The organism is Spirillospora sp. NPDC049024 (assembly GCF_040649235.1).
Taxonomy (GTDB): Bacteria; Actinomycetota; Actinomycetes; order Streptosporangiales; family Streptosporangiaceae; genus Spirillospora.
The window spans coordinates 160994-173809 of record NZ_JBEZFD010000013.1 but is presented as its reverse complement, the minus strand read 5'-3'; the positions used below and the strand labels follow the sequence as shown (position 1 = coordinate 173809).

Genomic DNA, 12816 nt, shown 5'->3' with positions numbered 1-12816 from the left:
TGTCACGCGCTTGAGCATGGCTCCTTGCCTCCCCCCAGCCGAACCGGGCCGCCGGCCTCGCGGCCGGCCGCCGGGACCGGACCGGTCCAGGCCTCCCGGGTGAGCGCGTACCCCGAATTCCTCGGACTGCACGCGCTCCGTCGCTGATTTCGGGCTAAGCCTAACGCGGACCGCCCAGGTCACACAGGCGTGCAGGAAAACGTGAGCAAAGCGTGAACCAATCGTCACCTTAGGTGATCAATTCTCCTGGTTGAATTTGCAATCATCACTGCACAACGCCGGGTGCACAATCTGAATGCACGTGCATCGGCAAATGCACCCCATAAATCGGCGAAGTCAACAAACCAATCCCGGGGAGATTATGCGGCCGGGCCGATCAGGGGCGCACAGGGTTACGGTCCCGCGCCCAGGCGACCGTCTCCGCGAGCCCTTCGCGCAGCTCCGTCCTCGGCTCCCAGCCGAGCGCCTCCCGCGTCGGCCGCGGGTCGACCGCCATGGCGGGCAGGTCGCCCAGCCGGGGCGGCGCGAACTCCGGCTCGTCGGGCGCGCCCGCCGCCGCGGCGACGAGCGAGTGCAGGTCCCGGTCGGTCGTCTGCACGCCGGTGCCCACGTTGAGGCGCAGCCCGCCGCCCGCCTCCCCGCCGGCGCGGGCGAACGCGTCCACCACGTCCCCCACGTAGACGTAGTCGCGGGTCTGGGCGCCGTCCCCGAAGACCTTGGTCGGGCGGCCGGCCAGCAGCGCGTCCGTGAAGATCGAGACGACTCCCGCCTCGCCCTCCGGGGTCTGCCGGGGGCCGTAGACGTTCGCCAGCGTCAGCGTGGTGAAGTCGATCCCGTGCAGCCGCCGGTACATCCCGGCGTACACCTCGCCCGCGACCTTCGAGGCCGCGTACGGGGACGCGGGCCGCAGCTCGGCGTCCGGCGGGACGGGCAGCGCGTCCGGCACCCCGTAGACGGCGCAGCTGGAGGTGAACACGACCTTGCGCGCGCCCGCGGCCCGGGCGGCCTCCAGCACGTTGGCCGTCCCGACCACGTTGGTGCGGGCGTCGCCCAGCGGGTCGGCCACGCTGAGCCGGACGCTGACCTGCGCGGCGAGGTGGAAGACCACCTCGGGGCGGCGGACCGCCGCCCGCTCGGCGAGCGCCGGGTCGCTGACGTCCATCTCCCACAGCTCGACGCCCGGCCGGACGTTCGCTCCCGAGGACATGTCGTCCACGCCGACGACCTCGTGGCCGTCCGCGAGGAGCCTGTCGACGAGATGGGATCCGATGAATCCGGCCGCGCCGGTGACGAGTGTCAGCACACCGGCAAGATACCGGTGCTCAGGCGCTCTCCGGCTTGCCGGCGCCCCCGGTCGCCTGGATCTCGCCGCAGATCTCCTCGATGCGGCCGAGCACCTTGGCGCGCAGGTCGGTGGGCGCCTGCTCGCACCCGCACGACTTGTTCACGAGCTTCTTGACGGCCTCTTCGAGGCCGTACTCGCGCAGGCACGGCCCGCACTCGTCGAGGTGCTGGCGCACCTCGCCGCAGCCGCCCTGGTCGAGCTCGCCGTCGAGGTAGGTGTAGACGCGGGCGAGCACCTCGTCGCAGGGCGTCTCGTGGTGGTTGCCGCAGCTCATGTCGACCCCCTGCTCGCGCGGGTGAGCCCGCGCTCGTCGGCGTAGTCCTCAAGCATGCCGCGCAACTGGCGCCGGCCGCGGTGCAACCGGGACATCACCGTGCCGATGGGCGTGCCCATGATCTCGGCGATCTCCTTGTAGGCGAAGCCTTCGACGTCGGCGAGGTAGACGGCGATGCGGAACTCCTCCGGAAGCTCCTGCAGCGCCCGCTTGACGTCGGAGTCGGGGAGGTGCTCCAGCGCCTCGGCCTCGGCCGACTTCAGCCCGCTCGACGTGTGGGACTCGGCACGGGCGATCTGCCAGTCCTCGATGTCGTCGGTGGCGGCCTGCTGCGGCTGGCGCTGGCGCTTGCGGTAGGAGTTGATGAACGTGTTGGTCAGGATCCGGTAGAGCCAGGCCTTGAGGTTCGTCCCCTCCTTGAACTGGTGGAAGGACGCGAACGCCTTGGCGAACGTCTCCTGGACGAGGTCCTCGGCGTCGGCCGGGTTGCGCGTCATGCGCAGCGCGGCCGAATACATCTGGTCCAAGAACGGGAGCACGTCGCGCTGGAAGCGCTCCTGGCGCTGCTCCACGGTCTCCGCGGTGCCCGGTACCTGACCCACCCCCTCGGCTCTGGCGCCCGTGGCCTTGACCGGCCGGGCGGCGCCGTACCCCTCAGACGATATCGACCCTCCAGACGATATCGGTCCGCGAGGCCTGCCGACGCGGGCGGGGGCCCGCGCGTCGCCGCGGGGCCCGGTCGTTCCGGCCCTCCGCTGCTGATCGGCGACGGCTGTGGTCATCCGGCTCGCACCTCCGATTTCCAGGGCTCTGTGAGAGGGTGCAACACCGGAACGCCCCCGCCGATTCCCGGCCGGGGGCGGCGCGCCGGAACCGGGTCGCCGGACCCCGTCCCTCACTCAGGGTGATGACCGGCCCCGGACGGGGAAAGATGTGACATACACGGCTAGAACAGGAGCAATTGGTGCACTCGGTGCCTTCGGCGCGACCTTCCGAGCCCACCATCGCCAGCCTGCGGGACACCTCCGGTGACGGGTCAGGGGACTCCCTTGCGCGGTACTGGACGTTCTACGGTGCGGTGGCGGACGCCCAGCTCACCCGGTGGCTGCCGCGCAGGCCGTCCCGCGTGCTGGACATCTCGGGAGGACACGGACACAGCGCGGCCCAGGCGGCCGCAGCCGGCCACACGGTGCTGGAGGTGCGCGACCCCGAACGCTTCGGCCGGCCGGCGCCCGGCCGCCCGGCGCCGGCGCGGTCCGCCGCCGGGCACCCCGTCGCGGGCACGGTCCCGCTGATCGCGGACTCGGGCACGCTGTCCTACCTCGCCGACGCCTGCGTGGACGCCGTGATCGCCGAGAACCGCGTGCTGTCCCGGCACCTCGCCACCGAGGCCACGATCGCCGAGATCGCCCGGGTGCTGCGCCCCGGCGGCCGCGTCCTGCTGTGCGTCGACTCCCTCACCCTCGGCATGGCGCTGCTGGCCGAGCGCAACTACTGGGCGCACCTGTCGGACGTCCCGAGCGCCGAGGTCGTCCTCGTGCCCTGGCCGGACGGGACGATCACCCGCTCGTTCTCCTCGCACCAGCTCCGCGAGCTGCTCGCCGACGCGGGCCTGGAGGTCGAGTGGATCAGGCCCCGGACGGTGCTGTCGCCCTCCACGGTCGAGCACGTCCTCGGCGAGTCCCCGCGCGCGCTGGAACGCCTCGTCCGAACCGAGCTCAACGCGCGCCAGACCGACGAATCGCTCGGCATCCACCTGCTGGCCAGCGCCCGGCGGCGGTAACGCGGCGGGCGACACGGCAACGCGTCAGAACAGGCCCCCGGAATGGCCGCCGGAACCATCCTCGGAGTTCGCCGGCTCTATGAGTTCCGGGCCGTTGTTCCGCACGCTGTTGACGGCCTTTGACACCGGGTAGGCGTCCATTGTCCCGGCCATGGCGGGCACCAGGAGGCCGCGCACCTGCTCGGTGTCGGTGAGCGCGGGGTCGAGCCAGGCGTCCCACCGGTCCGGCTCGACGATCATCGGCATCCGGTCGTGGATCCGGCCGAGGTCGTCCGGCGCGTTCGTGGTGATGACGGTGCAGGTCCACACCCACTCGTCCTCGGGCGACTTCCACAGCTCGTACAGGCCGGCCATCGCCATGACGGCGCCGTCCTTGGGGCGGATGAAGTACGGCTGCTTCTGCGGCTTCTTCTTGGCCTTCTTCTCGCCTTCGGCCGGATCGGCCGCGCCGCCCTGGTCCTGGATCGTGTACCACTCGAAGTAGCCGTCGGCGGGGAGCAGGCAGCGGCGCCTGGCGAACGCCCGGCGGTAGGACGGCTTCTCGTGCACCGTCTCGACCCGCGCGTTGATCATGCGGGACCCGATGGACAGGTCCTTCGCCCAGGACGGCACGAGGCCCCACCGCACGGTCCGCAGCTGGCGCACCGCCGGCGCCTCGTCGGGCTCGTCCTTCGGCCTCCTGTCGAGTACGACAGGGACCTGTTTCGTGGGGGCGACGTTGTAGTCGGGCTGGATGTCCCCGTCGACCGCGTCGAGCTGCACCTGGAACTCGTCCAGCAGCTCCTGCCGCGCGCGGGTGGTGGCGTAGCGTCCGCACATGGGTCCCATCCTGCCGCGCTTGAGGCGCGGCGCGCTGGGCATGTAGCGGGGCATGCGACCCTTCACGACCATGGCCCGCCCGTTCGTGGCGGCGCCGTACATCATGACCGGCATGGAGGCCCTCCGTGATCCGCGCGAACGCGCCGAGCGGGTGGGCCCGGCCGTCAAGCCGGTCGCCGACCGGATCGACTGGCTGCCCAAGGACCCCGAGACCCTCGTCCGCATGCAGGGCGCGCTCAGCGTCGGCACCGGCGCGCTGCTGCTGACCGGGAGGTTCCGGCGGCTCACGACGCTGCTGCTCGCGGCGCAGCTGATCCCCGCGCTGGCGACCGAGCACCGCTTCTGGACCGAGGACGACCCCGAGCGCCGCGCCGACGAACGCTCCCACCTGCTGAAGAACGCCGGCCTGTTCGGCGCGCTTCTCATGGTGGCGACCGAGCCGCGCCGCGCGCCCCGCACGGCCGAGCTGCGCCGCATCGCCCGCGAGACGCAGATCAAGAGCGGCGCGGAGGCCAGGGCGATGCGCCGCGAGGCCGCCGTGACGCTGCGGGAGGCGCGCCGGGAGGCGGCCCGGCAGGTGCGCGTGGCCCGCGCCGAGGGCGGGCGCAAGGCCGCCAAGCAGGCCGCCAAGGCGTCGAGGAGCGCCAAGGGCGCCCGGTCCGGCGGCGCGTTCCGGCTCGGCAGGGCGACCGGCGTGCTCAAGACCGCGAAGGCGGGCGGCAAGGCCGGCGCCAAGGCGGGCGGCAAGGCGGGCACCGTGCTCAAGAGCGCCGGAGCGGGCGCCGCGGTCACGGCGAGCAAGGCCGGCGGCGCGCTCAGGACCGCCGGGACGGGCGCCGCGGTCAAGGCGGGCAGGACGAGCGGCGTGCTCAGGACCGCCAAGACGGGCGCCAAGGCCGGCATCGCGGTCAAGGTCGCCAAGGCGGCGGGCGACGCGTTCAAGTTCGGACGCCGTCCGAAGCCGTCCAAGGCCGCACGGGCGGGCCGGACCATCAAGGCCGGGACCGCGACGCAGGCGGCGAAGGCGGCCAAGGCCGGACGGACCGTCAAGGCGGGGACCGCCGCGCAGGCGGGCAAGGCCCTCCACGCCGTGAAGCGGTGACTTCCCGAAGAGAACCTTAAAAGAGTCTCAAGGACGTTGAACCGCGGGCCGGGGCGGTTCCGTACTGCCAGAGGACCGCCCTTCCAGAACGACGGAGACGCCCCGGCCATGGCAGTTCCCGGATCGACCGGCCGCCAGAGCGGCGGCCTGCGGAGCCTGCTCCGCCGCCCCGGCGCGGCGCGGGCCGCGCAGGACGCGGCCGACGAGGAGATGGTGGCCGAGCTGTACCGCGAGTACCATCGGCCCCTCCTCGCGTTCGTCTTGCGGCTGACGGGCGGCGACCGCCCGTGGGCCGAGGACGTGGTGCAGGAGACCATGATCAGGGCGTGGCGCAGCGCGGACCGGCTCGACGACCGGACCTCCTCGCTGATGCCGTGGCTGGCCACGGTCTCCCGGCGTATCGTGATCGACAACCGGCGGATGCGCGAGGTCCGGCCGCCGGAGGTCGGCGACGGGCCCCTGGAGAACCTCCCCATGGCGGACGAGATGGACGCGCTGCTGCGCAGGGTCGTGGTGACCGAGGCGCTGGAGTCGCTCTCCCCCGCGCACCGGCAGGCGCTGACCGAGACGGTGCTGCGCGACCGGACGGTGAACCAGGCCGCCGAGTACCTGGGCATCCCGGTGGGGACGGTCAAGTCCCGCGTGTACTACGCGCTGCGCGCCTTGCGCGTGTCCTTGGAGGAGAGGGGGGTGACGTCATGAGTTCCCAGGTCGAGCACACCGATGTCGGCGCTTACGCGCTGGGCCTTCTCGAAGACGGCGATCGGCGGGCGTTCGAGGCGCATCTGCGAGGGTGCGGGTCGTGCCAGGCCGAGCTGGGCGAGCTGTCCGGAACGGTGGGCGCCCTCTCCGAGCTGGCGCCCGCGGCGGGGCCGGTCCCCGGACCCCGCCGGGCGGAAGGGGGCGGCGAGCCGTCCGCACCGCCGGCGGAGGTGATCGACATGGTGCGGCGCCGGCGCCGGTCCGACCGGCGGTTCCGGCGCGGCGCCTACATCGTCGGCACGGCCGCCGCGGCCACGGCGCTGGCCGCGGGCATCGGCATCGGCGCGGCCGTGGACGGCGAGGCCCCCGCTCCGAAGCCGCCCGCGACGCAGGCCGTCACCGGTGAGAAGTTCCACGCCGCGAACGCGAGCACGGGCGCGTCCGGCACCGTCGGGCTGGTCGACAAGGGCTGGGGGACGCAGGTCGGCCTGGAGCTGAAGGGCATCCGGGGCCCGCTGAAGTGCCACCTGGAGGCGGTGTCGCGGGACGGCCGGCGCACCGTCGTCGCGGGCTGGCGCGTCCCCGACAAGGGCTACGGCGTCCCGGACCAGCCCAAGCCCCTCGTCATGCAGGGCGGGACCGGGCTCACCCGCGAGGAGATCGACCACTTCGAGGTCCGGCTGGACGACGGCGGGACGCTGCTGACGATCCCGCTCTGACCGCACCCGCTCCGCCCGCTCCCGCTCGGCTCGCTCCCGGTCCGATCGTCCCGCGTCCGCCGCTCCCGGCCCGATAACCTTGGGGCATGTCCTCTCCGCCCTGGTCCGCCCCGGTCGCCCATGCCCCGGTGGACGCCACCGTGCCGCTGCCCGGCTCGAAGTCGATGACCAACCGGGCGCTGATCCTGGCCGCGCTCGCGGAGGCGCCCGCCTGCATCACCCGGCCCCTGCACAGCCGCGACACCGAGCTCATGGCGGGCGCCCTGCGCGCCCTCGGCGCGGGCATCGGGGAGGACGGCGCCGACTGGCAGGTGCTGCCGGGGCGCCTGGAGGGCCCGGCGCGCGTCGACGTGGGGCTGGCCGGGACCGTGATGCGGTTCCTGCCGCCGGTCGCCGCACTGGCGTCGGGCGAGGTGGCCGTCGACGGCGACCCCCGCGCCCGCGAGCGCCCGATGGGCCCGATCATCACGGCGCTGCGGGCGCTCGGCGCCGAGATCGACGACGGGGGCCGCGGCGCGCTCCCGTTCACCGTCCGCGGCTCGGGGGCGGTGCCCGGCGGCCAGGTAGTGATCGACGCCTCGGCGTCCTCCCAGCTGGTGTCGGGGCTGCTGCTGGCCGCGCCGCGGTTCGACAAGGGCGTGGAGGTCAGGCACGAGGGGCCGCCGGTGCCGTCCGCGCCGCATCTGGCGATGACCGTCCAGATGCTGCGGCAGGCGGGCGCGGAGGTCGAGACGGGGCGCGACGTGTGGCGCGTCGCGCCCGGCCCGCTGCGCGGCGGCGAGTGGGTGATCGAGCCGGACCTGTCGAACGCGGCGCAGTTCCTCGGCGCGGCGCTGGTCACCGGGGGCCGCGTGACGATCCCCGACTGGCCGGCGGAGACGACCCAGCCCGGCGACGCGCTGCGCGGGCTGCTCGCCGCGATGGGCGCCGAGGTGACCCGCGGGCCGGACGGCCTGACCGTGCGCGGCGGGGACGGGTTCGGCGGCCTCGACGCCGACCTGCACGAGGTCGGGGAGCTGACGCCGGTGCTCGCGGCCCTCGCCGCGCTGGCCGGCTCGCCGTCCCGGCTGACCGGCGTCGCGCACCTGCGCGGCCACGAGACCGACCGGCTCGCCGCCCTGGTCGCCGAGATCAACGGGCTGGGCGGCGACGTCCGGGAGCTGCCCGACGGGCTGGAGATCCGCCCGCGCCCGCTGCGCGGCGGCGTCTTCCGCACCTACGACGACCACCGGATGGTGATGGCGGCGGCACTGCTCGGATTGGCCGTTCCCGGCATCGAAGTGGAGAATCCAGACACCGTGGGCAAGACTCTTCCGAACTTCACTCGGCAGTGGGCGTCGATGCTGGCGCCCGCCTGACAGCAGGGACCGGACCACTGGCACGACGAACGAGCGACTACGACGAGGACGACGTCCGGGTGCGGCCCGGGCGCCGCGGGTCGCGGCCGCGCACCCGCCGCCGTCCCGCGCACGAGGACGCCTCGCCCGGGTTCGTGACCGCGGTGGACCGCGGCCGGTACCGGGTCCTGATCGACCCGGGCACCGACGACGAGCGCCCCGTCATCGCGATGCGGGCCCGAGAGCTCGGCCGCAAGGGCGTCGTCGTGGGCGACCGCGTCGCGCTGGTCGGGGACGTGTCCGGCGCGCAGGACACGCTGGCCCGGATCGTGCGGGTGGAGCCGCGCACCTCCGCGCTGCGCCGCACCGCCGACGACACCGACCCGTTCGAGCGGATCATCGTCGCGAACGCCGACCGCCTCGTCATCGTGACGGCGCTGGCCGACCCCGAGCCGCGCCCCCGGATGATCGACCGGCAGCTCGTCGCCGCCTACGACGCCGGCATGGCCCCCCTGCTCTGCCTCACCAAGGCCGACCTCGCCTCCCCGGAGGGCCTGGTCGCCGAGTACGCGCCGCTCGGCGTCCCGTACGTGGTGACCCGGCGCGGCGCCGACATCGGCGAGCTGCGCGCCCACCTCGCCGGACGCACCAGCGTCCTCGTCGGGCACTCTGGCGTCGGCAAGTCGACGCTGGTGAACGCGCTGGTCCCGGACGCCGAACGCGCGGTGAGCCACGTCAACGCCGTCACCGGCCGGGGCCGCCACACCTCCTCCTCCGCGATCGCGCTGGAGCTGCCCGGCGGCGACGGCTGGATCATCGACACCCCGGGCGTGCGCAGCTTCGGCCTCGCGCACGTCGACCCGGAGAACGTCCTCGGCGCGTTCGAGGACCTCGCCGAGGGCGCGGCCGAACGCTGCCCGCCCCGATGCGACCACCTCCAGGACGACTGCGGCCTCGACGGCTGGGTCGAGGAGGGCCACGCCAGCCGGGCCCGCCTCGACTCGCTGCGCCGCCTCCTCGCCAGCCGCGAGGGCGAGCCCGAATAGTCCGCGGCGCCGCGGATCCCGGCCCGCGCGGGCGGGGCGTAGCGCCACAATGGGCGCATGGAGCGGCGAGCGATGCTCAAGGCGGCGGCCCTCGGCGGACTCGGGCTCGGCGGGCTCGGCCTCGCCGGGTGTTCCGAGGAGCGGCCGTCCCCGCCGAGGCGCCCGCCCCCGTCGCCGAAGCCGACCGGGCCCGCCGACTGGAACGCCCTGGAGCGCGGCCTGGACGGCAGGCTGGTCCGCCCGTCCGACTCCTCCTACAAGGAGGCGAGGCGCCTTTACATCCCGCGCTACGACCGCGTCCGCCCGGCGGGCATCGCCTACTGCGAGACCCCGCAGGACGTCTCGGAATGCGTGGCGTTCGCCACGGTGAAGCGGATGCCGGTCGCGGTGCGATGCGGCGGGCACAGCTACGCGGGCTGGTCGACGGGCACGGGCCTCGTCATCGACGTCTCCCCCATGGACGCCGTGAAGCGCGACGGCGACCGCGCGACGGTCGGGGCCGGGACCAGGCTGATCGACCTCTACGACAAGCTCGCCGACGACGGCGTGGGCGTCCCGTCCGGGACGTGTCCCACGGTCGGGGTGGCGGGGCTGACGCTGGGCGGCGGGTTGGGCGTGACGTCCCGCGCGTACGGGCTGTCGTGCGACGTCCTGGAAGCGGTCCAGCTCGTCACGGCGGACGGACGGGTCCTGGCCTGCGACGCGCGGCAGAACCCCGACCTTTTCTGGGCGTGCAGGGGCGGAGGCGGCGGCAACTTCGGCGTGGCGGTGTCGTTCACGTTCCGGACGCACGAGGTCGGCGACGTGACGCCGTTCAGCATGCGCTGGCCGTGGCGCAAGGCGGCCGACGTGGTCCGCGGCTGGCAGCGCTGGGCGCCGGCGGCGCCCGGCGAGGTCTGGACGAGCCTGCATCTCGACACCGGCCCCGATGAGGGCACGCCGAGCATCGAGGTGGCGGGCCTCGCGCTCGACGGCGCGAGCGGCCCCATGGAGCGGCTCACGGCCGCGATCGGGGCGGACCCCGTCTCGTCCACCGCCCAGAGCCGTCCCTACATGGACGCGATGAAGTTCATGGGCGGCTGCGCCGGGCAGTCGGTGGAGCAGTGCCACGGGGAGGGCGCCCTTCCCGGGCAGCGCCCCGGCGGCGCCTTTCCCCGCACCGAGTACTCGGGGAAGTCGCACATCGCCTACAGGCCGCTCCCGGACGACGCGATCAGCGCTCTGCTGAGCCGGTTCGACAAGGGCAACGACGTGCGGAACCGGTCGGTGCTCATGGACGCGATGGGCGCCGCGATAGCGCGGACGGGGCCGGGCGACACCGCCTTCCCGCACCGGAAGGGCCTGTTCTGCGTCCAGTACCTCGCACCCGACGACGCCTGGCTGTCGGCCACGCACGGCGCGATGGAGCCATATCTGGGCGGGGCCGCCTACGTGAACTACATCGACGCCGGCCTCAAGGACTGGGCGCACGCCTACTACGGCCCCAACTTCGATCGGCTCAGGAAGGTGAAGGCCGCCCACGACCCCGGACGGCTGTTCCGCTTCCCGCAGTCCGTCTAGCCCCGCTCCCCCTCGACGAGGCCGCGCGCCTTGGCCTCGGCCGCGTCCAACGCCTGGACGTGCGAGAGCGCGAGTTCCTCCACGGACCGGTTCATCGCCTCGACCACCTGGCTGAACGCGCTCTCCTCCGCGCCCCGCAGCGCCGCCCGGACGGTCGCGGACCGGGCGCCGAGCGCCGACCACTCCAGCTCCAGCCGCGCGACGGCCTCGTCGAACGCCCGGGACGTCTCGGTCCCGGCGTCCCGCAGGTCGTCCGGGATCGGGCCCGGCCCCGCCGTGCGGGCGCGGCCCGACAGCGTCGAGATCCGGCCGGCGAGCGCCAGCCCGTCGTGGGCCAGCGGGAGGACGTGGTGGACCAGGTCGGTGACCGGCTCGGCGAGCTGCTCGATCCGCGTGAGCAGCAGCTGCGTCGCCTCCTCCAGGGCCTTGGAGGTGCGCGCGGCGACCCGCTCGGCGACCTCCTGCTGCTGCCGGGTCAGCGCCGGGACGATGTCGCGGTCGAGCCGGCGCCGCAGTTCCCTCTCCCCGGGGCCGCCGTCGCCCGCGCGGTCCGTCCAGTCGGCCATGATCCGTTCGACGCGCTCCCGGACGGACGCGGCGATCTCCGCGTTGACCTCCTCCAGGGATTCGGCCACGCGGCCCTTGAGGCTTTCCACCCGTTCGTACAGCGCCTCGCGCTTGAACGGATCGTTCAGCTCGCTGAGCTGCGCGTTCAGCCGGCGGGAGACGTCGATGACGTGCTCGGCCAGGGGGACGAGGCGGTCGGCGAGCTCGTCGAGCGTCTCCGCCCGGCGGGGGTCGGTCAGCTCGGCCACCCACTCGGGGAGATCGTGCGCCATGGCCCCCATGCTGCCACCACCCGTCCCGGTATGCGGGGTATCGCGTCCGGCGCGCCGCAGCTGGCCGTCCGAAACGCCGGAAGGGCCCGGGTGGGTGTGTCTGGACAGGCGTTGATCAGGGTAGCGTTGCACGCCGTGGCGGGCTATTCCGATGACCTGCGTCTCGCGCATGTGCTGGCGGACGGGGCCGACGACATCACGACCAGGCGTTTCCGCGCGCTCGATCTCGACATCGAGACCAAGCCGGACCTGACGCCGGTCAGCGACGCCGACCGCAGCGTGGAGGAGCAGATCCGCGGCACGCTGAAGCGGGCCCGCCCGCGCGACGCGGTCCTCGGCGAGGAGTACGGCAGGACCGGGTACGGCAACCGCTGCTGGATCATCGACCCGATCGACGCGACGAAGAACTTCGTGCGCGGCGTCCCGGTGTGGGCCACCCTGATCGCGCTGATGGAGAACGACGAGATCGTCGTCGGGGTGGTGTCGGCGCCCGCGCTGAACCGCCGCTGGTGGGCGGCCCGGGGCGGCGGCGCCTGGACGGGCCGGAGCCTGACCCGCGCCACCCGCATGAGCGTCTCGTCGGTGAGCGAGTTGTCGGACGCGTCGCTGTCGTTCTCCAGCCTCAGCGGCTGGGAGGAGCAGGACCGGCTCCCCCGGTTCCTCGAACTGACCCGCTCGGTGTGGCGGACGCGGGCGTTCGGCGACTTCTGGTCGCACATGATGGTCGCCGAGGGCGCCGTCGACATCTCGACCGAGCCCGAGGTGTCGCTCTGGGACCTCGCCGCGCTCCAGGTCATCGTGGAGGAGGCAGGCGGGATGTTCACCGACCTGTCCGGCGTGCCGGGCCCGGACGGCGGCAGCGTCGTCTGCACGAACGGCAAGCTTCACGCCGAGGTCCTGCGGACCCTCGGCGGCGGCCAGCTCTCCCTGCGCATCTGAGGCGGTATCCGCCACCGGCTCCGGACCGGGGCCGCTTGACCATGGCGTTTCGCCGGACTCGCGACATATCGTGGAACAGCGGTCGCCGTACGGCCGTTCATACCTATGAGGGCGGCCCGTCAACGGAGGTACCAGATGTCGACCCAGACCAAGCTAGTGATCGGCGGCGTCGTCGTCGGCTTCCTGACCCTGTTCGTCTTCCCGTGGTGGCTGAGCGCGCTGATCATCCTCGGCGTCCTCGGCGCGCCGCTCGTCGGGTACATGATGCTCGACCCGTCCCAGCGCAAGCGGGTGCGGGCGCAGGGGCGCAAGCGCCTCGGGAGCTGAGCCGCGAGCGCCCCGGGAGGTGAG

14 protein-coding genes are annotated in these 12816 nt (G+C 73.6%); 9 read left to right on the top strand and 5 right to left on the bottom strand.

All coding sequences use genetic code 11. From position 1 onward, the window contains the following. Positions 1 to 376 precede the first annotated feature (376 nt). Genes AB0C21_RS24550 through AB0C21_RS24540 form a run of 3 tightly spaced genes read right to left on the bottom strand, consistent with a single transcriptional unit; the run spans position 377 to position 2221 of the window. Complete coding sequence (locus tag AB0C21_RS24550) at positions 377 to 1303, bottom strand: NAD-dependent epimerase/dehydratase family protein (RefSeq protein WP_500207197.1); 927 nt, start codon at positions 1301 to 1303, stop codon at positions 377 to 379. 19 nt (positions 1304 to 1322) lie between these two features. After that, the gene (gene rsrA / locus AB0C21_RS24545) at positions 1323 to 1619 is read right to left on the bottom strand and encodes a mycothiol system anti-sigma-R factor (protein ID WP_149264954.1); all 297 of its coding nucleotides are present in this window, start codon (positions 1617 to 1619) and stop codon (positions 1323 to 1325) included. Continuing rightward, on the bottom strand, positions 1616 to 2221 hold the full coding sequence (locus tag AB0C21_RS24540; protein WP_141577890.1) for a sigma-70 family RNA polymerase sigma factor: 606 nt from the start codon (positions 2219 to 2221) through the stop codon (positions 1616 to 1618). Before AB0C21_RS24540 ends, rsrA begins: the two co-directional genes overlap by 4 nt. 362 nt (positions 2222 to 2583) lie before the next feature. On the opposite strand from AB0C21_RS24540, the gene AB0C21_RS24535 reads away from it, so the two are divergent. Further along, entirely contained in the window at positions 2584 to 3402 is an 819-nt protein-coding gene (locus AB0C21_RS24535) for a class I SAM-dependent methyltransferase (RefSeq protein WP_500207195.1), read from the top strand. 24 nt (positions 3403 to 3426) lie between these two features. On the opposite strand, the gene AB0C21_RS24530 is transcribed toward AB0C21_RS24535, so the two are convergent. Then, positions 3427 to 4221 carry an SOS response-associated peptidase gene (locus AB0C21_RS24530; protein WP_500207193.1) on the bottom strand — a complete coding sequence of 265 codons (795 nt, stop codon included), beginning with the start codon at positions 4219 to 4221 and terminating at the stop codon, positions 3427 to 3429. Positions 4222 to 4273: 52 nt separating this feature from the next. Between AB0C21_RS24530 and AB0C21_RS24525 the strand changes: the two genes are divergently transcribed. The 6 genes from AB0C21_RS24525 to AB0C21_RS24500 all read left to right on the top strand — a co-directional run bounded on the left by AB0C21_RS24525 (position 4274) and on the right by AB0C21_RS24500 (position 10687). Further along, complete coding sequence (locus AB0C21_RS24525; RefSeq protein ID WP_500207191.1) at positions 4274 to 5323, top strand: DoxX family membrane protein; 1050 nt, start codon at positions 4274 to 4276, stop codon at positions 5321 to 5323. A 108-nt stretch (positions 5324 to 5431) separates the two neighbouring features. Continuing rightward, entirely contained in the window at positions 5432 to 6025 is a 594-nt protein-coding gene (locus AB0C21_RS24520) for a sigma-70 family RNA polymerase sigma factor (RefSeq protein ID WP_500207189.1), read from the top strand. Next, positions 6022 to 6744, top strand: coding sequence for an anti-sigma factor family protein (locus AB0C21_RS24515; protein WP_500207188.1), 723 nt, complete (start codon positions 6022 to 6024; stop codon positions 6742 to 6744). The genes AB0C21_RS24520 and AB0C21_RS24515 overlap by 4 nt, the downstream gene beginning before the upstream one ends. 86 nt (positions 6745 to 6830) lie before the next feature. Beyond that, on the top strand, positions 6831 to 8102 hold the full coding sequence (gene aroA / locus AB0C21_RS24510; RefSeq protein WP_500207187.1) for a 3-phosphoshikimate 1-carboxyvinyltransferase: 1272 nt from the start codon (positions 6831 to 6833) through the stop codon (positions 8100 to 8102). 17 nt (positions 8103 to 8119) lie between these two features. After that, the gene (gene rsgA / locus AB0C21_RS24505) at positions 8120 to 9127 is read left to right on the top strand and encodes a ribosome small subunit-dependent GTPase A (protein WP_500207350.1); all 1008 of its coding nucleotides are present in this window, start codon (positions 8120 to 8122) and stop codon (positions 9125 to 9127) included. Positions 9128 to 9184: 57 nt separating this feature from the next. After that, positions 9185 to 10687, top strand: a complete 1503-nt coding sequence (locus AB0C21_RS24500) for an FAD-binding oxidoreductase (RefSeq protein ID WP_500207185.1) — start codon at positions 9185 to 9187, stop codon at positions 10685 to 10687. Here the strand turns inward: AB0C21_RS24500 and AB0C21_RS24495 are convergent. After that, a complete protein-coding gene (locus AB0C21_RS24495) occupies positions 10684 to 11526 on the bottom strand; it encodes a hypothetical protein (protein WP_500207183.1) in 843 nt (280 codons plus the stop codon). The genes AB0C21_RS24500 and AB0C21_RS24495 overlap by 4 nt on opposite strands. A 135-nt stretch (positions 11527 to 11661) precedes the next feature. Between AB0C21_RS24495 and hisN the strand changes: the two genes are divergently transcribed. Continuing rightward, the gene (gene hisN / locus AB0C21_RS24490; protein WP_149264960.1) at positions 11662 to 12465 is read left to right on the top strand and encodes a histidinol-phosphatase; all 804 of its coding nucleotides are present in this window, start codon (positions 11662 to 11664) and stop codon (positions 12463 to 12465) included. A 135-nt stretch (positions 12466 to 12600) separates the two neighbouring features. After that, complete coding sequence (locus AB0C21_RS24485; RefSeq protein ID WP_141577897.1) at positions 12601 to 12792, top strand: tail-anchor membrane protein; 192 nt, start codon at positions 12601 to 12603, stop codon at positions 12790 to 12792. Positions 12793 to 12816: the final 24 nt, after the last annotated feature.